Below are 21,368 nucleotides of genomic sequence, written 5' to 3'. Positions count from 1 at the left end.
AAACAAAAAGACCATGGAACTTATACTTCAGTTTCTTAAAACCCAATTTCAATTTCAGCTTGATACACTTTTTCAAGCCGAAAACCCAACCGGAAAACCTGCTTTAATCCAACTGGATTCCAACGGGTTTATCAACGAATTTATCATTGAAAATAACCTCACCGAAACAGATACTCTCTTATTGGCATTAGCTCTTGTGCATCATATCAAACCTGATTTTTTAAGTTCGATTATTGCAGAATATTTACCCAACGGAGGAGAATTACCCGAATTTGGAGGGGTGAAATCAAAGAACCACCGCGGTATTTTACCAACAGGCGAAACGGCTCAGTTTCTAATAGCGGGAAATGATCTTGACACCCGGATTTCTTTCTATAATTACCTGCACAATCAATCCTTTCTTTATCAAAAAAGAATCATTAAAATAGAATCTGTTCCAAACGGCGAACCTAAACTAAGTGGTTTACTGATTCTTGAAGACGAATACATTGAAAAATTCATCACCGGAAAAATCCTAAAACCTCAGCTAAGCAGTATTTTCCCTGCTCAGCTAATTGAAACCACATTAGACTGGAACGATCTGGTGCTCAATTCTTCGACTTTAAATCAGATTAAAGAAATAGAAACCTGGCTTAAATTTAATGAGATTCTGCTCCACGAATGGAACATGAAAGCCACAATTAAACCAGGTTTCAGAGTCATGTTTTATGGTGCACCGGGAACCGGAAAAACCCTTACGGCCTCGCTTCTTGGAAAATATACACAGAGAGATGTCTACCGAATTGACTTGTCTATGGTCATCTCGAAATACATTGGCGAAACCGAAAAAAACCTATCTTCTCTTTTTGACAAAGCGGCCGATAAAGACTGGATTCTCTTTTTTGACGAAGCCGATGCCGTTTTCGGGAAAAGAACCAATGTAAGAGATGCCCATGATAAATATGCCAATCAGGAAGTTTCGTACCTGCTGCAACGTATAGAAAATCATCCCGGACTGGTTATTCTGGCCTCTAATTTTAAAACCAATATTGATACAGCCTTTACCCGAAGATTTCAATCCATAATTGAATTCGAAGTGCCTTCTTCCCGTGAACGTTTACAGCTTTGGGAGAACAACCTGCCCAAAGGAATCAAAATTGCTGAGGATGTAAACCTTAGCGAAATTTCAAAAAAATACGAGATTACCGGTGCTAATATTGTGAACATTATTCAATATGCCTGTCTGCGAACATTAGAAGATCAAAACGAAAATATTAATCTTCATCATCTTCTTCAAGGGATTAAAAAAGAATATGTCAAAGAAGGCAAAATGATGTAATCTCTTTACAAAATAAACTAGTGAACACCAGCTTCTTTTAGTACTACTTTTAATCGATCTTCAGATGGTCTTGGAGCATTTGGATCCACAATATTACCCTGCGGATCGATTAAAATAAATCGTGGAATATTATTTACTTCGTAGGCAGCCTCAAAAGAAGTATCTCCATTGGCAAACAATTGTACTCCGGTTAACTGAAGACCAGTCACCATTTTTTTCCATTTATCGTGATCTTTTACGCGATCGGTAGAAATACTCACAAACGCTATATTTTGATCATGAAATTCTTTTTCAACAGTTTTAAGAAAAGGAATTTCTTTTTTACATGGTCCGCACCAGGTTGCCCATAAATCAATATAAACAAACTTACCTTTAAAATCATCCAGAGAAGTTTTAGTACCGTCGTAATTCTCGTAATTAAAGAATTTTGGCGAAACTTTTCCTTTTGGAAGAATCTCTTGCTGATGCTTTTTTAATCCGGTAGTTTTGTTATATCTGACCATGCAGCTTTTCTTAAATTCTTCGAGATCCTTTTTTTCAAGAGCAATAAAAGAAGCTTCCAAACCTTTTGTATTTACAAGAAGTTTTTGATAACCTACCACAATTTCATCTATTTTTGCCGTAAATTCTGCATTTTCTAATTTAAATATAGACTTATCCGCAGTAGCTTTTTCAGTATACAGTGCTTTCTTAAATAAATAAGTATTAGGTATCTCACCATCACCTTTAAAGGTCATTGTTTCATCCCATTGTTTGGTATCAAAAGTAATTTTCAGATTGTAACCATTTTTAAGATAAAAGAAACCTTGTTCTTTACCATCAAATAGTCCATAGTAACCTTCTTTTATTCTCAGAGTGTCAGAGAAAGAACCGTCTTTATTAACATTAATTCTTTTAATTTTAGTTCTGTTCTTGAAAACAAGCAAAGAATCTGAATTTTTATCTGTAATTTTTCCGGACAAACGTACATAGTCTTTTGTGCTTTTCTGTGCAAAGCAATTTATACTAAGAATAAAAACTATAATTCTTAAACAATACCATTTCTTCATTAGATTTTTCTTTTAAACTTTATTTTATAATTATTCATTGGAACCTTTTTGAAAATTATTCTTTCGTATAAATGATCCCCGATTTAATGGTCATAAAGCCATCTTTCAAATTTTCAATATTCTGTAAAGGATTTGAATTGATTACATAAAGGTCTGCACGTTTGCCTATAGCTATGCTCCCTCTGTCTTGTACTCCAATACTTTCTGCCCCAATTCGTGTAGCACTTATGAGAACATCTTTGTTGGTAAAACCACAGCTGTCTGTCAATATTTTTATCTCTTTGAACAATGGGACACTATTGTCTTTTTCGAATAAATAAGGCCAATCTGTTCCTGTAGATATCTTAACACCGAGTTCGTGAGCTCTTTTAGTTATTTTCATCCCATCAAAAAGTTTATTGTTGTTTGCCAGATAATTGGTCGGATCCAGTATCACATTATTTGCTTTCATCAAGAGTAATAACTTGTCCATTTTTATAGTATCGATGGCAGGTATTTTTTTTGAGTGATCCATTTTCCCTGAAGAAAAGCCATAGGCTATATCAAAGGCATGTGACATCGAATTCACTTTGGCATTGGCAACATCGGTTGGCGTAGCTGGGAATACTGCCGCATGGCTCCAGCTCTGTAATCCCTGCTTTTTTGCTTCTTTTACAATTTTTTTTATCATGCGGGCACTTAAATCATTATAGATCTTTATTCCGCTCACACCTGCTCCTTTTGCTGCTGCCACAACTATTTTAATATTTGTTGTATCTGTAATAGTACGTTGCCACGGAGTATCTTTTTCTGTAGTATGCTTTCTCACTAAATTAAAATAATCTGGTCCCGCAAACTGAGCTGCGTAAAAAATGGAAGGCGCCGGCAGTTGATTCAGGGCACTCACTTGCTTGTAATCGGCAAGGATAATTGCATTTCCTGTCATATCCCTAACTGTTGTTATACCGGCATAAATCATTTTAGAAAGCTGATCCTCCATGTATTTATTACTCTTTTCTCTAGTGAGATTAGGAACTGTTGCCAGATGAACGTGCGTATCTATTAATCCCGGCATCACAAATTTTCTAGTGATATCAATTATTGTGGCTTCCGGATATTTACTAAGATCATTCGTATACAATAAATCTATAATTTGATTGTCTTCAATTATGATACTGCCAGTCTTTAGCCCAAAATTATCGTCAAAAATAAATCCATTCTTTAGTATGGTTAATTTAGGTTTTAGTTTAGCTTGCGTTGGTTTGCTTTGTGAATGTCCAACTATCGCAGTAAGTAATACAAACCATAAAATAAGGACTCGTTTCTTTTTCATTTAAAAAGGATTTTATACCATTGTTAAAACTGTTGAATAGGAGGTAGTATTCAAATAGGAATATTACTTCCTCCTAAAATATCGGCATTAATATCCCGGATTTTGTGCAATCCCGGAACGATCTATTTCAGTTTGTGGAATAGGCAATGCAAATCGGTTAGCATTCGCCAATAAACCAGTACCGTCTGCTCTTTTAAAACCTAATCCAAGTCTTTTAAGATCGGTAAATCTAAAGCCTTCAAAGGCTAATTCTCTTCTTCTCTCGTTTAAAATTTCTTTACCCAGATCGGTCCCTGTATAATTTCCTAAACCTCTGGCATTTCTTAATTTATTAAGGTTAATTAATGCCGATGCATTGTCACTACCCTGTAAGTATGATTCTGCCAATATTAAGTACAGTTCAGGTACTCTCATTAGTTTTAAATCTATATTACCGGGATCTGATGCCGAGGCAGTTGTGGTTCGGGTTCCTGCTTGTTTTTTAGGATAATAACTGTTTGCGATGGTAGGATGATTTTTAAAATATACTGTAAATCGTAAATCTTTAGTTTTATCGTAAAGATTGATTAAATCGGTCGATACTAAATAGGGATAACTTGAAAGAACCGGTATGGCAAAAAGTGCCGCATTTTGTCCCATTTCAGTATTTCAAAACGTATTCTGAAAATAATTTCACCGGAATCGTCCTTATCCCATTCCTTTTGCAAAGCAGCCAGTGTGTTATCTAATTTATATCTCGCATCTGTTAATGCCAGATTACTGTATACAATTGCATTTTTGTAATCAGCTGTCTCATGACATACACGGGCTGACAATGCATAAATAGCCGTCTTAGAAATTCTGTAGGAGTTAACTGTATTGGTAGCTAAAGCTGCTGCTTCATTCAAATCGGCCTGAATAAACTGAATCACTTCGGCTGAAGTGCTCCTGGGTTTTACATCTAATAATTTATCCGTTTCAAATCGATAGGGTACCGATAATGCTTTTTTATCAATACTATAAGCTGGTGAATAAAAGCGGTATAAATTATAGTATAGTAGTGCTCTTATACCTAAGGCTTCTCCCAAAAAAGCATCTTTATTGGGTAATGAACTTGCTCTTGCCATCTTGATAATCGTATTCACATTATTAATAGCCTGATAAGAAATTCTCCAAAATCCCTCTACATTACCGGTTGCACTATTGTACGCCAACGGGTACATGGCGCCTAAACTGTTATCGAAAGAGAAATCTTTTGAATTTGCAGAACCTAAAAGATCGTCACTAATAGCTTCCGGAATAGTATAAATTCCAAAATAATACCCGTAAAAATCTTGTTTCATAACGGCATAAACGCCGTCTAAGGCACTTCTGAAACCGCCTTCTGTCTGAAAAAGTGTTTCCGGAGCCAATTGATCCAGAGGTTCTTTGTTGATAATATCATTAGAGCAGCTGCTAAAAAAAGTAACTATCACTGCCGTAAAAAATAATTTTATATTTGTCTTCATATGTTGTTCTTCATTTTTTTTCTGTTGAATAAAAATTCTTTTATCATTATTGTTAGCGGATAAACGTTTATAACAATATATTTTGTGATCCTTTTTTATTAGAAACTAGCATTAAATCCAAGAGAATACGCTCTCACAATGGATGAAGAAAGTCCAATGCCTCCAGCCGCAGTGGCATATTCCGGATCAATATAGGTTACAGCCGTTTTGGTAAAAAGATTTTGTCCCTGAACATAAATTCTTAGACTTTCGATTCCTGTTTTCTCTAAAACATTTTTTTGAAGTGTATATCCCAGAGCCAAGTTTTTCAATTTAATGTAACTCGCATTCTCTAAAAATTGAGTAGAATTTTTGTAGTCCGACTCTAGGAATGCTGTAGGGGTAACTGTATTCACTTGTCTTACAGCTATATTTGACTGATCTCCGGAATTTTTCCAAGCATTAAGCACAGCTGTACTTTGATTGTAAGCCGGATTGTTATATAAATTATAGATTCCTTCATTCAAAACATAATGTCCGCCAGCATAAGATATCAAGACTGACAGGTCAAGTTGTTTGTATCTGAACGTATTGGTTAAACCTCCATAATATTTAGGCATAGCAGTTTTGTTGCTAACCTGTCTCAAGTTAGTAATTGCTGTTAGGTTGGTTGTCGTTTTATTGGTATTGTAATCCACTAGCGTTCCATCCTGAGTTCTGTACTGATTAAAACCTGTGACCGGATTAACACCAGCCCAATCTGCAATATAAAAAGATCGTATAGCACTTCCTTCCTGGAATACGGTAGATCCCGCATTGTTAATAATATCTTTCTTGTCGGACAAGGCCAAAACTGTTCCCTTATTCAAAGCGATATTAAAATCAGTGGTCCAGTTAAAATCTTTGCCTTTTAAATTTACAGTATGAAGACTAATCTCACCCCCCTCATTTCTAAAGTTTCCGATATTAGAGATTAACTCTTTAAAACCTGAAGTTAACGGAACTGGCTTATTGTTTAATAGATCTCTGGTATCTCTGATATAATAATCAACAGTTCCGGAAATACGATTATTAAACAATCCGTAATCAATACCGAAGTTCTTATTATAATTCTTCTCCCAGGTTAAATTTGGGTTTTCTCCGCGTGACAGATATGGCACGGTGCTACCTGCATAAATGTATAGACTAGAGTAACTATATAAGGATTGGGAAGCAAAATCTCCAATAAAGTCATTTCCTGAAGTACCAATACTGGCACGGAATTTTAAAGAACTTACGATTTTATTCTCTTTAAATAAATTTTTATAAGCATTCCAGGATGTACCAACTGACCAGAAATTGGCATATTTGTTATTCGCTCCAAAACGGGAAGAACCATCTCTTCTAAAGGATAATGACAGGTTATAAGTATTATCAAAATTATAATTTAGTCGTGAGAAATACGACAACGAACCCGCCTGTGATTTTTGTTCTGTAGCTGAAGTGATCGTTTTTGCGGCGCTTATGATTTGTATAGCATCAGAATTAAAAGTATTAGCCAGTACAGAAAGACTGTTGGTTTCATATTCATTAACTTCATTACCCAATACTAAGTCAAAACTATGTTTTTCAAATTTCTTTGCTATAGTAGCTGTTAGCGTAGCTGTATAGTTATTGTTATCACCACTAGAACTGGTTAGTGTTCCGCCTTTTACAAGTACTTTCTCAAAAGTACTACCCTTTGAGTTATTATAATTAGCTCCTAAAACTCCATTCAAACTTAACCATTTGAAAGGTGTATAAGTCAAATTTACACTTCCTCCAATATTTTTTCGATTGGAATTTACAATTGTATTATCTCTTACAAATAATGGATTGTATGGAACTCCCGCAGCACTGCCAACATCCAAAAGCCTTAACGGATTTCCTTTATTATCAAGAAAACTCAACCATGGGTTTAACATAAATGCATTTGAAAAAGGAGAGCCTACAGTACGTTTATTCACGTCCTTTACATTTCCGAAATTTCCTGAAAATCCAACTTTTAATTTACGCCCCAAATCAAAATCGATTCGAGTGCTTGCCGTATATCTTGTATAATCACCCCCAAAAATATTATCGACCTTATTATACGTTACAGAAGTATAATAATTCGCTTTATCGGAACCTCCGGAGAAAGAAATATCATTTTCCCTATTTACTTCATTCTTTAAAAGCAAATCTGCCCAATTTACATTTTTGCCTAATGCCCTTCTGCTTTGAAGTAATGCCGGATTTGTTTTATAAAAACCCAGTGATTCTTCAAAGTCTAATTTCTGAGAACCAGTCATCAAGTCATTGGTGAATGATTGATCTGCTGTTTTCACTCCAAGTCTGGTATTAAAAGTAACCTGCAGCCTGTTATTCCTATTTCCTCTTTTTGTAGTGATCATTATGACTCCATTGGTTCCTTTAGATCCGTAAATCGAGGTTGATGCCGCATCTTTTAAAACACTAATTTCCTGTATGTCTGCAGCATTTAAGGCAAAAGCCCCCAATCCTGATCTGGGCATCTGAACACCATCAACAACAATCAGAGGGTCTGTACTGGCGCTTATCGAGCCAATACCTCTTAATAAAATAGAAGGCGGTGCATCCGGAGAGGCAAAATTTTCCTGTACAAATAACCCGGGAACAACTCCAATCAACGCATCTGCAAAAGATACATTTTGTGTATTCTTTAATACTTTGGTATCCAATTTTGTTACAGCACCGGTAATTTTATCCCGGGACATCTTTCCATACCCTACCAGAACAAGCTCGTCCAGTTTATTAGTACTGGGTTCTAGAGTAACATTAAGTAAAACCTGATTGGTAATCTTAATAGTTTTAGTTTCGAAACCTACAAAACTAAAACTTACTACATCACCTTCATTTACAGCAATTTCATATTTACCGTCAAAATTAGTAACTGTTCCCTGTTTACTACCGTTGACTGAAACTGTCACTCCGGTCAAAGGCATGCCTTTATTGTCTTTTACGACACCCTCAACCTTCTTTTGGTCTGTACTTTTTCCCATAAGGCCATAAAGGGGAAGCTCTTTCGAAATTTTAGTATTTCGATCGTAGTTTTCGGATTGAGCATCACATATTGAAGCAATAATTAAAAATGCGGTTAGTTTGACCTTCAAAGTCCGTTTTAAATAAAATAGAGATGCCGTTCGGGCTTTCATCATAGTCATTTTCTTCATACTATATACAATTAATGGTTTTGGTTAGTCAGGGAAATTGATCGTATAAGAATAAAAGAAGCATTTAAGTTCTTTCTTCTTATTATCTTGAAACAAAAGTTGTGGTATTTAAATAGCAAATGCCATTATACAATTCGAACAGATACTGTAAATAAATTGCATCTTAGTTTCTAATGTATCAACAAAAAATTGGGAAATAGTTCCCTGCTAAAGTGGTATTTCAGGGTGTTGTGCAACAATTTCTATTCGTTACAAAGAATAAAGATTGATGACGCACAAAGATTTTGTTTTTATGACTTTTCTCTTCGTAATTGTACCAAATATATAGGATCGAATTCGAGATTAATTTCAAAAGCAATAACTGGTGTGTTTTAAGAAATAATCGGTGTGTTTTCGCAATAAAAACATAAAAAAACCTGTGAATTTGATTCACAGGTCTTGAAATTAATTTAGTAAGGGCAATCGATTTGTATCCAATAAATCAACTACAATTTTTAAACACTTAACTCAGCCAGTCACTCACCAGTTTTCGGTAAGTTTCACCAATAGGGAGTTGTTCACCGCCAGTCAATTGTATCTGATTGCCTTCGATCACTTTTATTTTGTTTTTTGGAATAATGTACGAACGATGAATGCGAACAAATTGATTTAGGGGAAGTTTTTCGAGAATATCTTTCATGTTTTCCAAAACCATAATTTTTTCGCCTTTGGTATGAATCCTGATGTAGTCTTTAAGTCCTTCAATGTAAAGAATATTTTCGGTGGCTATTTTATGATGCTTTCGATCAGCTTTTACAAACAGAAAATCATCGGTTTGCTGGTTTTGCATGGTTTCCTGCCAACGGATAAATTTCTCTACACTCTGTTCTTTTACCTGGGCATCTAGTAGAATTCAGACTCTGCTCTTTTTTTTGAAAACAAAGTAATAATTTAAACCAAATCCAATCACATCTTGTGTTTTAAATTTCCTATCTTGTTTCAACATATTTAGTGCACTTCCATAATTTATATTATTAAAATAAATGTTTACTGCCAATGACTGGGAGTTGTCATCTGTCAAATCTATGGCACATCCCAAACCTATCCCGAAAGAATGTTGATTAGTGGAGACTTTTTCTTTTTCTTCAAGAGGTTTTGACAAATTACCCTGATTCCTAGATAATCTATTTCCGGTTGCCTGAATGCTCGAATAAGTATATTTAGGAAGAATTTGTAAATACCCAGTACCATCGCCATTTTTATTCCCTAGAATAATTTTAGGACAAAAACTATAATTTACGGCAGATACTTTTTTCGAATATTCAGATAAAAGCAGTCCTGTATTGTCTCTATCAGTAAGTTTCTCAAGAGCTCCAAACATATAATTAATTTCTATTTCCGGCTTCAAATAATAAACTAATTTATACTCCGCTCCCATTTTCAGATCGCCAAAAAGTGATCCATCAAAGTCTGTATCAATGTAGGCCGAAACTCCAACAAAAGGTCTAATTTTTTGTGCGTAAGTTCCTAATGAGATTAAAAAAAACAATGTGAAAATATTTTTCATACTTTTTATTTACCAATTACCCCATCCCAGGGTAGAATTAATTACTGGTACAAAATCCACGGTTCTTTTTTTGTCCCGAAATTATAACTTGGACCTAATACCAAACCAATGTTTATCCCTGTTTCATACATCCTTTGTAACCCCCAAATTGGGGCAACTGTAAATCCATCATATACACTTACATGTACAGAATTACCAATAGGTCTTAGATAGTAACTTCCATTCAATGCTATAAAATTAGCCGAATTGTTTTTTACTATTTTTATCTTTTGAATTTCTTTTTTCAATATTATAATAGTACCTGTATTGTTCTCTTATATATGGTGTAAATAATAAATTACTACCTAAGTTACTATTGTAAGAAAACCACAGATTAAGATTCAAGTCTGTACATAATGTCGTATTCTTATTTAAACTCCTTTCATATGTAATACCTGAAGACAATATATTTACTTTTAACAAATTATTCTCCAAATAATCGTTTTCATTTTGTGCATTTAAATTCACAAATCCTAATAATAATGACAAAATTGCGATGTGCCTTTTCATTTTTATTATTTTAAAATCAAACCAAATAAATTAACCTCGTTTTTACTTATTTATTCCCTAAAATCAATCTTCTCCCTTTCCATATGTTATCATGAAGAGCAGCTCCATAAATATCTGCTCTAATGCTTGTATATTTTCTTGAGCCTTGTAATCCTTTTAAATAATCTTCGGGATTATTGTAATTAGATTTATATGTTAAAAGGAAATTAAAATCAAAGTAGTGAGTAATTGCATTATCATTATTGTTTGTCCATTTAACTCCGTGTGTAGATATAGTAACTTTATTAGAAAGTGGATTTACGGCAATTACTTTATATAGAAGTTCGCCACTCTCTACTTGCTTGGCAAGTGATGCCTGAGAAGGATTAAGTGATACAATATTTTTAAATGCTTGTTTTACGGCTAAATCTACCGCTTGATTGTAAACTTTATTCGCATCATACTTTACATCAAATAAGTCTTTATTAAATATGCGAACTGTTACTTCTTGCGGGGAAGCCCCTGCGAAAGGGAAATTTGTTGAACCACTTGGAAATTCAATAATTTGCTTCCCTGATCCCACATATTTTACACCGTTTATTTCTATAAAAAAGTTTTCATAATTATATTTAGCAGCATTATAAACAGGTACATTAAAATTATAATCATAGGAAATATCATTAATGCCTAGTTCAATCTGATCAGCATATGATTTTTGCCAACCCGAAATACCTAGAATCTTCACTCTTTTTTGAAATCTGGCACTACAACCTAAAGAAGAAAATATGAAATAATTTTGATTCCAAAACTTAACTTTAATTCTACGACCGTCATCAAAATCTTCAGTATCGACTTCAGTTTCACCAAATATTTTTTCAAAAAAACCATCCTTATCTATTCTCGAAATCTCTAAACTCGATTTTGCTAATTTTGGTGTTGGAAGCCCAGAAAAAGAGCTTTGGCCTAGTGTATTTGAATTAGGAACTATTTGAAAAGTACTTTCTTCTGGTATAAAGAAAGAAATTCCATCTTTATCTTGCGGAACCTTTGCAGTCATTCCAATTCCATTATTTTTTTTTGATGAAGAACTTAAATCTTTTAAATAATTATAAAGTTTTTGTCTGTCTTTTTCTAGGCAGAAGTATAATCCATGATCAGTATATTTATATAAACTATCGCCAATAATTAATTCTCTTTCCTCATTTAATAATGCAGCGAAGCCTGGGTCTTGTATCAAATCGTCCTCAACATCAAAATCTTCATCTACAGATTCTGCAATATTTTTGCTATGAGTAGAACTTGTTTTTTGTTGTCTTGCTTTTTTTGCACGTACAAAATCTTCTAATTTTTGATTATCATTCCGATCAAATATCGGTGTTAAAGGCTTAAAACCTCTATTTTGAATTATTCTGATTTCGTCATTAAAATCATCTTGATTTTTTATATCATTCTGATATGAAGACAGAATAGCTTTTAACCTTTGTTTGCTTTCAATTTTAATAGTACCATCTGTTATTTCGTAATTACTATGAAGACTTAAGGTATTCTTGTCTTCACTATGGTGTAAGTCATCTTGACAACTAACCATTAACACTAAAATATAAAAAAGAACTCCCTCTTTTATATATTTAAGAACTGCGTTTGTCTTTTTTTGCATCACTCTTCTATTATTTAAAATTACATTTTACTCTATTGAACCTTAAACTAAAATTCGTTGAGATTGTATTTTAATTTTCTACCCATATACTTTATAGAATCTCAAAATTCTCAAATAGCAATTATGTTTTTCTCCTATAGTAATTATTATAGACTAGCAACTATTTACCTTCTTTTAATCGATATGATAGTAAATTTAGAGCACGTACACCAGATACCAACTTCAAAAGAAACAACTGGTATTTTTCAATAAACAATCGGTATATTCCTACAAATAAAAACATAAAAAACCTGTGAATTTGGTTCACAGGTTTTAAGATTAATTATTGTTCGTCTATATAAAGTGACTCAATTGTAGTTTTCAGACCACTAACTCAGCCAGTCACTCACCAGTTTTCGGTAAGTTTCACCAATAGGGAGTTGTTCACCGCCAGTCAATTGTATCTGATTGCCTTCGATCACTTTTATTTTATTTTTTGGAATAATGTACGAACGATGAATGCGGACAAATTGATTTAGGGGAAGTTTTTCGAGAATATCTTTCATGTTTTCCAAAACCATAATTTTTTCGCCTTTGGTATGAATCCTGATGTAGTCTTTAAGTCCTTCAATGTAAAGAATATTTTCGGTGGCTATTTTATGATGCTTTCGATCAGCTTTTACAAACAGAAAATCATCGGTTTGCTGGTTTTGCATGGTTTCCTGCCAACGGATAAATTTCTCTACACTCTGATAAAAACGATTAAAAACAATTGGCTTGAGTAAATAATCTATAACATGAAACTGAAAAACATCTAAAGCATAATCCGGATACGCAGAAGTGATGATGAAATTGTGCTTCTGATTGAACATCTGCATCAATTCAATCCCCGTTAATTGTGGCATCTGAATGTCGATAAAGACTAAATCGACAGTCTCATTGTTCAGTATCTCAATGGCTTTAAAAACATCTGAATCAGCATATAAAACATTTAATCTCGGCACTTTAGAAGCATAGTCTGCCATTAATTTTACTGCAAAAGGTTCGTCGTCTAATATGATACAATTTATTTTTTTCATTTTAATTCTATTTCAAGTTCAGCTGTAAACTGGTTGTTTTGATTGACTACTTTTATTTGATGTTTCTGCGGATAATGAATTTCCAGTCTCATTTTCAAATTACTTAATCCAATGCCTCCCAGCTTGTCTTTCTTTTGCACGGCAATATCATTGACTACTTTAAAATTAAGCTTCTTATCTTCTAAACGTAACTCAATTAAAATTGGCTTTTCATTGGATGTTACGCCATGTTTCAAAGCATTTTCAATTAACGGAGACAAGATATAAGGCGGAATTTCTTCAGAAATATTTTGAGTTTCAATTCTGAAATCAATAAAAGCACTGTCCTGATGCCTCAATTGTTCGAGCTCAATATAGGCTTTAATATAATCGATTTCATCTGCCAGTTTTATCTTTTCTTTTTGAGATTCATAAGTGGTAAAACGCATGATCTGACTTAATTTTTCGATGGCCATCAACGATTTATCGGATTGAAAATACACCATCGAATAGATATTGTTCAGGGTATTAAAGATAAAATGCGGATTGATTTGCGCTTTCAGAAATTTTATTTCGGTGTTTTTGCTTTCTTCCAAAATAACCTGATTGTACTCGAGCAAACGAATAAAATAAATCACAAACCAAAGCAGTGAACTTAAAATGACTGACATGCTGCTGTAGTGCAGATTGTCTTCCATATAATTAAAAAAGGTGGGATTGGTGTAATTGATTCTATGGAATAAAACTTGACTTATCTCCTGCTCCAACAGCCATCGTAAGGCCGTAAAAAACAAGTACGAAACCAATACTCCTGCAAAAAATCTTTTCCATTGAAAGGATTTAAAAACCAATTTCATCACCACAAAATAATGAAAATAGAAGGTTAGTACAAACACAATCATATACGTAGACAGGAACAGATCCGGGGTGTAGTTTTTGGCCTGGATTAAATTTTTAACAAAGGTGAAATACCCCATCAAAAGCCAATATATAATGTGAATGAATACTTCTACTTTTTTTGATAATGTTCCTTTATACATCTTTTTGTTTTTTTCAAAGATATGCATTCATAAAAAAGTCCAAAACAGGGTTTGTAGATTAATCCCGGGGGTTTGTCGATAAAAGTAGTTTTAGGCATTTTTTCGGCGCAGTTTTGCAGCGTAATTAATCTAAAAACCATGAAAAATAGTAGCCTTTTAGTACTTGCCTTTTTATTTCAAACGTATTCTTTTGCTCAGCAATACGAACTTAAAGGAAAAGTAATCAATCAAAATAAATCAGCTGTTGAATTTATCATCGGCAGTTTGTTCAATTCTCAAAAAACTTTAATTGCTCAGGCTTCAACCGACAGTTTGGGGAGTTTTGTTCTGAAAGTACCAAAAGGAAATTACCGTTTGATATTGGAACAATTTGGAACAGAATATATGAACCGCGAAGTTACAATTGATCACGATACAGATCTGGGTATCATTGAAATTAAAGAATCGGTACAGCTGGAGGGGGTAACGCTGAAATCAAGAAAAAAACTGATTGAACAAAAAGTAGACCGCCTTGTTTTTAATGTCGAAAATTCTGTAACAGCCACCGGAGGAACCGCTTTAGATGCTTTAAAAGCGACGCCTACCGTAAGGGTTCAAAACGAGGTTGTTTCGATTGTAGGTAAAGGAGAAATTTTAGTAATGATTGACGATCGTTTGCAAAGAATGCCTCAGGAAGATCTGGCGGCATTTCTGAAATCAATTCCCTCTGATAATATTAAAAGTATTGAAGTAATTACAACTCCGCCTGCAAAATATGATGCGGAAGGCAATAGCGGTCTTATTAATATTAAATTAAAAACGGCAAAAGCAAACTCATGGAATGCTAATCTTGGAACATCCTACACACAAAAAACATACGCAGGCGGAAACGTGAACGGACTTTTTACGTACAATCACGATAACCTTTCGGTACAGGCCACTGCAAGCAAAGGGAAACAAAAATTACTGACTACTTCTGAAAGTTCTATTTTCTACAAAGACGAAACCTGGAAACAGGACGTTCAAAACAGATCAACAGCCGATGTTTTAAGTTTAGGCCTTGGTCTTGATTATAAAGTAACCGAAAAATGGAGTACCGGACTTAAATACCTTGGCAGTTTTACGGATAAAGTAAATGCAAACAATCCTTTTACCACTATTTATGATAATGCAAACGGAACGGCGAATTCCTATATCGCTTCGAATGCGAATGCGAAAAATAACCCGAAAATGAATGCCGTTAACTTTCATAATTCGATTGTATTAGACAGTTTAGGAAAAAATATTTCGATGGACTTGGATTATTTTGAGTATAACAAGAAAGATTATCGTTTCTTTTCAGGGAATGAACTGGACAGCAGTAAAAATAATATCCCCGGAGGTTACTTTTCTTCGACAAATTCAAATGTCAATGCAATCAAAAATTACTCGGCCAATATTGACGTTACTTTACCGTACGATTGGGCAAATCTTAGTTTTGGAGCGAAAACTTTCCACACCAATACAAACAACAATCTGATCGTGTACGATAACGAAACCGGAACTCCCGTCTTCAACACCAATCAATCCAATGTTTTCAATTATAAAGAATACAATCAGGCTTTGTATTTCTCCGGAAGTAAAAAAATAAATTCAAAATGGGAAACTCAAATTGGTCTACGAATCGAAGCAACACAAACCAAAGGTTACTCTGAAAATTTGAATCAAACGAACACCAACAATTACATCAAATTATTTCCAACAGCTTATCTGACTTATGTACCAAACGAAAATAATTCTTTTTCCTTAAACTACAGCAGAAGAATCCGCAGACCTGATTTTGATTATTTGAATCCTTTTGTCATTAAAACAAGTCCTTATTATTATTCCGAAGGTAATCCGTACTTAAAGCCTTCATTGATTGATAATTTTGAGTTCTCGTTTATCCGAAATCAAAAATGGGTAAACTCTGTTTACTTTTCTCAGGTTTCCGATTTTGGACAGGAATTATCGATCATCGATCCGAATACGAATGTTACCAGAAACACGCCTTTAAACTATGCTAATACTTACCAAATTGGACTTTCGACCTCTTATAATTTCAACAAATGGTCGTGGTGGAACAGCTTTACCGGATTCAATTTAAACTATCAGAATGTAAAATCAAAAACTGCATTTATTCAGTCCATCGATGGTTATAACGGATACCTTTACAGCAATAATGATTTTACCATAAACACTAATAAAACCTTATTTCTTGGCTTAAACTATGGTTTACAGCTTCCTGGTCGTTATCAGATCTTTAATATTTCGACTTTAAATATTCTTGACATCTCTGTTAAGCTGTTAACTTTCAACAAAAATCTTTCGGTTACCATCATTGGCGAAGATTTACTGAACGCACAAAAACCATTGATTTCCTATGATTCCAACCATATTAAAACCAATGTAAAAAGCTATTCAGACACGAGAGGTTTCAGAATTTCATTGAGTTATAAATTTGGTAATCAAAACATCAAATCCAAACAACGTGATTTTGGAAATGAGGAAGAAAGAAGCAGAGCCAACTAAATGTGTTTAGATCTTCATACAAAGCTTCGGATTTCTCTGAAGCTTTGTATATTAGTTTGAATTCCGGTTAACGGACTACTCTTTCCAATTTTTTTAACCGGCTTTTGTAACACGAAAGCATCATTGAGAACTTCATAACATTTATTTTCATAGTCGTTCTCCCTGGAATTGATGCACCTCCCATTAAACCAGACACTTTACACTTCTTCTAATTCTATATTTTCTAAATAAAGCGTTTTTCAAAGTATAAGAGCTTTTTTCATTACTAAAATTCATGCTTTCAATTACAACCTTATCAGATTCCCCTATTCTTACAAAACCCCGGTCTAAGCAGTCGATAACATTATTTACAAACTCATCTACACCTTGACTATATCAAAATCCTAATTATTAATACTTATCATAAAACGCCCAGTCATCCGTAAGTTTCATGATTAAATTGTATTTTTTTTTATAGTCCTCATCAACCAATTTTTCATCTTTGGAATCGTGTGCTTCAACCACATAATTACCATAATCTGTAATAAAACCATTAGGGTTGTTAAATTTGAATGCAATTTTTCGAACTTCAGCATCATTAGTTCTTCCACACGACTTGGAACTGTATAAATTGCCTTTATAAATACGAAAACAAGATCCATACCCTATGGTGTTATTAAAACTCCTTTTTTGATCGTATTCCAAATTAATAGTGCTTTTATCCAACAGTTCGTTTAGATCTTTACTATTTTTTGGCGTTTGTTGTATGGCATGAAGGATTAAAACATTAAAATCAGGAAAAGGGATCAAAACAGTATCCCTTACTACAAGACTGCCTATTTTTTCTTCGGAAGGGTAACCTTCTTTTTTCAGTAAATCGATCAGTTTACCGGTAACTTTTTCTGTTGTTTCATATAATACTTTCGGACTCTTTCGGTTTTCAAGCCCATATTCAGCCTGATCTTCATCAAGTAAATCTGTTAATTCTTTTTTTAGGTTTAAATTCCATTTATACTGCGCATTTTTAGAAACGGAATCGTATTTGACACTAAAGCTCTTCCATTCCGCATTTTTCCTCAAAACAGCAAAAATTTTAGAATTAAAATACGGCAATTCAATGCCTTTTAATGCCAGTTTTTCTCCCCACCAAAAGGCATTTTTATAATCTCTTGACAGTATGGCGCAACGCATAGCATTATGAATATCTCTCGCAAATAGTATGGGATATTTTTGAGCTAAAACATTATACTCTTCTTTTGCTTTGCCAAACTGCCTGCCTAGAATATAGTTCTCAGCATTCTGTGTATAAGTGTAATAATTGATCTCCTGTTTTTGTACTTTTTCTTTCTCAATATCTGCTACCCGTTTATTAGCTGTAATTAAGGGGATGCAGTCATAATTTTCCCTACGGATTATTTTGTTTCGTTTATTCTTTTCAGAATCATAAATCATAGCTCCTATATCAAATATTTCAGAATAACTTGAACCGAAAGCAAGCAGCGAGTTTCTATTGACTTTACCGCTTATTTTAAAAGGAAATCTGTTTCCCAAAACTGTCTTGTAATGAGAATATTTTTTTTTAAAATAAAACGCAGGAAATGTATCCAAGACAGTAAATTCATTTGCTTCTTTACTATTTAATTTTACTTCGACAGAATCTTTGTTGACGGTTTGTCCCAAATAACAGATCTTTGTCGTATTTATTTTTTCTCCCAAAAAGATTTCGACGTACTCCTTTTCTCTTTTTGTTTTAATCAGAACGTTAGCTCCCCATTCATTATTTCCACTCACAAAACCTTCAATGTCTGCAATACTGTCTTTTGGATTATAGGAACACTTACTAATTTCAACTTTTAAAAAACACATAGACAAATGCTCAAAAAAGTTAAAATTCCTAAAAGTTTTAGTGCGAAAAGTTACCCCGTAATTAACGATCCCTTTATAATTTCGGGCATCTACAAAATAAGATATTTTTGAAGTGTCAGCTGATACTGAAAACCAATTCTTCCGATCTTTGTCCCAAAAGCTATAAGTTTCATTAAATATTTTGTTTTTCTCAAAATCAGTTTGCGTGTAAATTTTATCTTTTGAACTACTTTGTCCAAAGGATAAATTCATAAAAAAAATATTTATTAAAACAATTAAAAAACAATTAGATAATTCTCTCAAAACAATAACCTGTTAAATTAAAAAAAAATAAATCAATGAAATAAAACCGATTCTGAATTGGTGAAATTCAAAACCGATCAATTTGAATTTTAAGGAAGACCATATTTATCTTCTAAATAATTGATTATTGCAAGTTATCTAATTTAAAAGTGCAATCCTGCTCCATTATCGGGTAATTTTATTCCATTTCAGAAAGATTACAACAAAACAAATCTCACCACAAAATCCAAAATAAACTTATATTAGCTTTAATTTTAAACTATTACCAAAAACGACCGTTTAAAAAACCAAAAACCACCATGACCAAAAAAACCATCATTTTACTCGGGTTTATCGCCTTAAAATTTATACTGCAATATATCTTAATAAGTCCCGAATATGATTTGCAGCGCGACGAATACCTGCATCTGGATCAGGCGCATCATTTGGCATGGGGCTATTTATCGGTTCCGCCGGTTACTTCCTGGATTTCTTACCTTATCCTTTTACTTGGAAATTCGGTTTTCTGGGTCAAGTTTTTCCCTGTCCTTTTTGGAGTTTTAACGCTCTTGATGGTTTGGAAAACGATTGAGGCTTTGAAAGGAAACTTATACGCCCTAATTTTAGGCGCCACCTGCATTACGTTCTCGACCTTGTTACGAATCAATATCTTGTACCAGCCTAACTCGTTGGACATCTTATGCTGGACTTCTTTTTATTATGTGCTTGTGCAGTACATGACCACCGAAAACAAAAAATGCTTTTACATTGGGTCCGTTGTCTTTGCTTTTGGCTTTCTGAACAAATACAATATGCTATTTCTCCTTATCGGCCTCTTACCTGCTCTTTTATTATCCCGTCAAAGAAAAATATTTTCAGAGAAAAAACTCTATGGGGCACTGCTTTTAGGAGTAGTTCTAATTTTGCCAAATCTTTTATGGCAGTACAACAACCATTTCCCCATTGTACATCACATGAAAGAGTTGGCCGAAACGCAGCTTGTTAATGTAGATCGAATGGATTTTTTAAAAAAGCAATTGTTATTTTTCATCGGTTCGCTCTTTGTTATTCTTTCCGCTTTATATGCATTGTTGTTTTACAAGCCATTCGAAAAATACCGATTCTTTTTTGCTTCGATGGTTTTTACACTGGCAGTGTTTCTGTATTTCAAAGCCAAAGCTTATTATGCCATCGGTTTGTACCCTGTTTATATTGCTTTTGGAGCTGTTTTTCTTTCTCAGGTATTGCAAACAGGCTGGAAACGTTATCTAAAACCTGTTTTCATTATCCTTCCATTGTTATTTTTTATTCCGATGTACGACTTAGCCTTTCCTAATAAAAGTCCGGAATACATCGTGAAAAATCCAGAGGCCTACAAAAAACTTGGTATGCTGCGTTGGGAAGATGGAAAAGACCACGAACTGCCACAAGATTTTGCCGATATGCTGGGCTGGAAAGAACTCGCCCGAAAAACAGATTCTGTTTATGCCCTAATTCCAAATCCTAAAACAACACTGGTACTCTGTGATAATTACGGACAAGCCGGTGCCATAAATTATTACTCTAAAAAAGGGATAAAAGCGGTGTCTTTTAATGCCGATTATCTCAATTGGTTTGTTCTTGATGTACCCTACAAAAATGTCATCAGAGTTAAAAACTCTTGGGAAAGAACTGCCGAACTTCAGGAAACCAGCCCTTTCTTTCAATCTTCACGTATTGCAGGTGAGATCACCAACAAATATGCAAGAGAGTATGGAGCGACTATTTTTGTTTTTATCAATGCCAAAATCGACATTAACAAAAGACTGAAGGCTGAAATTAAAGAAGAAACGAATTATAGTAAATGATTGATTTTACCACTATCGACTATCTAAAAAACGGAAACAGCAAACAAATTCAGGCTTATAAAACCCTGACTCAGCATAATATTTTGGGCGACCTAGTTGAATTTGATCCTATTTTAGTGGGCACCATCCCCATTGCGATTGATATCGAAAGTAGTGATTTGGATATCATTTGTTACTGGAAAAACAAAACTAAATTTATCGAAAAACTCCATGCTGCTTTTGGAAACAAAAACAATTATACCATTCGGGAAACAGTAATTGATAACAGAGAATCGATTATTGCAAGTTTTAGAATAGGCCCTTTTGAATTTGAAATCTTTGGACAAAATATTCCAACTCAACAACAGAATGCGCATCTGCACATGCTCATAGAACATGAAATTCTGCAATTAAAAGGTGAAAATTTCCGATTAGAGATTGTCAAACTCAAACAAAAGGGATACAAAACTGAACCTGCTTTTGCTTTTTTATTAGGTTTAAATGGAGATCCGTATGCTGAATTACTGAAATATAAAATTTAAACTTTTCTCAACAAAACACAACAAACTGTACGCCAGTACTTTGCATCTAAAATTAAGATATTTAAAAATATTTTCATTTTTAGCTTGCATAACCGTATTAACTGTGTATCTTTGCACCCGAAACATCGCGGGATAGAGCAGTAGGCAGCTCGTCGGGCTCATAACCCGAAGGTCACAGGTTC

Annotated in this window: 16 protein-coding genes; 4 read left to right on the top strand and 12 right to left on the bottom strand. The window is 33.9% G+C overall.

The genetic code is table 11. The features are described from left to right. The first annotated feature begins 13 nt into the window (after positions 1–13). Complete coding sequence (locus tag JO950_RS08020; RefSeq protein WP_202702175.1) at positions 14–1,318, top strand: ATP-binding protein; 1,305 nt, start codon at positions 14–16, stop codon at positions 1,316–1,318. Positions 1,319–1,335: 17 nt separating this feature from the next. Here JO950_RS08020 and JO950_RS08015 read toward each other — a convergent pair whose 3' ends face one another. From JO950_RS08015 to JO950_RS07970, 11 genes are all read right to left on the bottom strand, one after another. Then, positions 1,336–2,367 (bottom strand): TlpA disulfide reductase family protein, encoded by a 1,032-nt coding sequence (locus JO950_RS08015; RefSeq protein WP_202702174.1) that lies wholly within the window; start codon positions 2,365–2,367, stop codon positions 1,336–1,338. A gap of 55 nt (positions 2,368–2,422) precedes the next feature. Further along, positions 2,423–3,679, bottom strand: coding sequence for an amidohydrolase family protein (locus JO950_RS08010; protein WP_202702173.1), 1,257 nt, complete (start codon positions 3,677–3,679; stop codon positions 2,423–2,425). An 87-nt stretch (positions 3,680–3,766) separates the two neighbouring features. Further along, positions 3,767–4,318 carry a RagB/SusD family nutrient uptake outer membrane protein gene (locus JO950_RS22245; RefSeq protein WP_237732317.1) on the bottom strand — a complete coding sequence of 184 codons (552 nt, stop codon included), beginning with the start codon at positions 4,316–4,318 and terminating at the stop codon, positions 3,767–3,769. Beyond that, positions 4,261–5,166, bottom strand: a complete 906-nt coding sequence (locus JO950_RS22240; RefSeq protein ID WP_237732316.1) for a RagB/SusD family nutrient uptake outer membrane protein — start codon at positions 5,164–5,166, stop codon at positions 4,261–4,263. The genes JO950_RS22245 and JO950_RS22240 overlap by 58 nt, the downstream gene beginning before the upstream one ends. A gap of 98 nt (positions 5,167–5,264) precedes the next feature. Further along, positions 5,265–8,354, bottom strand: a complete 3,090-nt coding sequence (locus JO950_RS08000; protein ID WP_237732315.1) for a SusC/RagA family TonB-linked outer membrane protein — start codon at positions 8,352–8,354, stop codon at positions 5,265–5,267. Between the two features lie 502 nt (positions 8,355–8,856). After that, on the bottom strand, positions 8,857–9,183 hold the full coding sequence (locus JO950_RS07995) for a LytTR family DNA-binding domain-containing protein (RefSeq protein ID WP_237732314.1): 327 nt from the start codon (positions 9,181–9,183) through the stop codon (positions 8,857–8,859). 63 nt (positions 9,184–9,246) lie between these two features. After that, a complete protein-coding gene (locus JO950_RS07990; RefSeq protein ID WP_202702172.1) occupies positions 9,247–9,900 on the bottom strand; it encodes a hypothetical protein in 654 nt (217 codons plus the stop codon). 237 nt (positions 9,901–10,137) lie between these two features. Further along, entirely contained in the window at positions 10,138–10,449 is a 312-nt protein-coding gene (locus JO950_RS22235) for a hypothetical protein (protein ID WP_237732313.1), read from the bottom strand. Positions 10,450–10,495: 46 nt separating this feature from the next. Beyond that, positions 10,496–12,085 carry a hypothetical protein gene (locus JO950_RS07980; protein WP_202702170.1) on the bottom strand — a complete coding sequence of 530 codons (1,590 nt, stop codon included), beginning with the start codon at positions 12,083–12,085 and terminating at the stop codon, positions 10,496–10,498. Positions 12,086–12,453: 368 nt separating this feature from the next. Continuing rightward, complete coding sequence (locus JO950_RS07975) at positions 12,454–13,143, bottom strand: LytTR family DNA-binding domain-containing protein (protein ID WP_202702169.1); 690 nt, start codon at positions 13,141–13,143, stop codon at positions 12,454–12,456. After that, on the bottom strand, positions 13,140–14,162 hold the full coding sequence (locus tag JO950_RS07970) for a sensor histidine kinase (RefSeq protein WP_202702168.1): 1,023 nt from the start codon (positions 14,160–14,162) through the stop codon (positions 13,140–13,142). The genes JO950_RS07975 and JO950_RS07970 overlap by 4 nt, the downstream gene beginning before the upstream one ends. Before the next feature lie 138 nt (positions 14,163–14,300). Between JO950_RS07970 and JO950_RS07965 the strand changes: the two genes are divergently transcribed. Beyond that, a complete protein-coding gene (locus JO950_RS07965) occupies positions 14,301–16,691 on the top strand; it encodes an outer membrane beta-barrel family protein (RefSeq protein ID WP_202702167.1) in 2,391 nt (796 codons plus the stop codon). Positions 16,692–17,081: 390 nt separating this feature from the next. Here JO950_RS07965 and JO950_RS07960 read toward each other — a convergent pair whose 3' ends face one another. Beyond that, positions 17,082–18,788, bottom strand: coding sequence for a hypothetical protein (locus JO950_RS07960; protein ID WP_237732312.1), 1,707 nt, complete (start codon positions 18,786–18,788; stop codon positions 17,082–17,084). A gap of 350 nt (positions 18,789–19,138) precedes the next feature. On the opposite strand from JO950_RS07960, the gene JO950_RS07955 reads away from it, so the two are divergent. Both JO950_RS07955 and JO950_RS07950 read left to right on the top strand, forming a co-directional pair. Continuing rightward, positions 19,139–20,665: a glycosyltransferase family 39 protein gene (locus tag JO950_RS07955; RefSeq protein ID WP_202702165.1), complete on the top strand. Its 1,527-nt coding sequence runs from the start codon at positions 19,139–19,141 to the stop codon at positions 20,663–20,665. Continuing rightward, positions 20,662–21,186, top strand: coding sequence for a DUF4269 domain-containing protein (locus JO950_RS07950; protein WP_202702164.1), 525 nt, complete (start codon positions 20,662–20,664; stop codon positions 21,184–21,186). Before JO950_RS07955 ends, JO950_RS07950 begins: the two co-directional genes overlap by 4 nt. Positions 21,187–21,368: the final 182 nt, after the last annotated feature.

The organism is Flavobacterium sp. UGB4466, from assembly GCF_903469665.1.
GTDB classification, from domain to species: domain Bacteria; phylum Bacteroidota; class Bacteroidia; order Flavobacteriales; family Flavobacteriaceae; genus Flavobacterium; species Flavobacterium lipolyticum.
The sequence above is the reverse complement of the archived record's forward strand: the minus strand, read 5'-3'. Positions and strand labels throughout refer to the sequence as shown.

Bases quoted from the DNA above. Each gene is read 5' to 3' on its own strand.
- JO950_RS08020 (WP_202702175.1), top strand. From the start codon at position 14: ATGGAACTTATACTTCAGTTTCTTAAAACCCAATTTCAATTTCAGCTT.
- JO950_RS07955 (WP_202702165.1), top strand. From the start codon at position 19,139: ATGACCAAAAAAACCATCATTTTACTCGGGTTTATCGCCTTAAAATTT.
- JO950_RS08015 (WP_202702174.1), bottom strand. From the start codon at position 2,367: ATGAAGAAATGGTATTGTTTAAGAATTATAGTTTTTATTCTTAGTATA.
- JO950_RS07960 (WP_237732312.1), bottom strand. From the start codon at position 18,788: ATGAATTTATCCTTTGGACAAAGTAGTTCAAAAGATAAAATTTACACG.
- JO950_RS07970 (WP_202702168.1), bottom strand. From the start codon at position 14,162: ATGTATAAAGGAACATTATCAAAAAAAGTAGAAGTATTCATTCACATT.
- JO950_RS07995 (WP_237732314.1), bottom strand. From the start codon at position 9,183: ATGCAAAACCAGCAAACCGATGATTTTCTGTTTGTAAAAGCTGATCGA.
- JO950_RS08000 (WP_237732315.1), bottom strand. From the start codon at position 8,354: ATGAAGAAAATGACTATGATGAAAGCCCGAACGGCATCTCTATTTTAT.
- JO950_RS07950 (WP_202702164.1), top strand. From the start codon at position 20,662: ATGATTGATTTTACCACTATCGACTATCTAAAAAACGGAAACAGCAAA.
- JO950_RS07975 (WP_202702169.1), bottom strand. From the start codon at position 13,143: ATGAAAAAAATAAATTGTATCATATTAGACGACGAACCTTTTGCAGTA.
- JO950_RS08010 (WP_202702173.1), bottom strand. From the start codon at position 3,679: ATGAAAAAGAAACGAGTCCTTATTTTATGGTTTGTATTACTTACTGCG.
- JO950_RS22235 (WP_237732313.1), bottom strand. From the start codon at position 10,449: ATGAAAAGGCACATCGCAATTTTGTCATTATTATTAGGATTTGTGAAT.
- JO950_RS07990 (WP_202702172.1), bottom strand. From the start codon at position 9,900: ATGAAAAATATTTTCACATTGTTTTTTTTAATCTCATTAGGAACTTAC.
- JO950_RS22240 (WP_237732316.1), bottom strand. From the start codon at position 5,166: ATGAAGACAAATATAAAATTATTTTTTACGGCAGTGATAGTTACTTTT.
- JO950_RS07965 (WP_202702167.1), top strand. From the start codon at position 14,301: ATGAAAAATAGTAGCCTTTTAGTACTTGCCTTTTTATTTCAAACGTAT.
- JO950_RS07980 (WP_202702170.1), bottom strand. From the start codon at position 12,085: ATGCAAAAAAAGACAAACGCAGTTCTTAAATATATAAAAGAGGGAGTT.
- JO950_RS22245 (WP_237732317.1), bottom strand. From the start codon at position 4,318: ATGGGACAAAATGCGGCACTTTTTGCCATACCGGTTCTTTCAAGTTAT.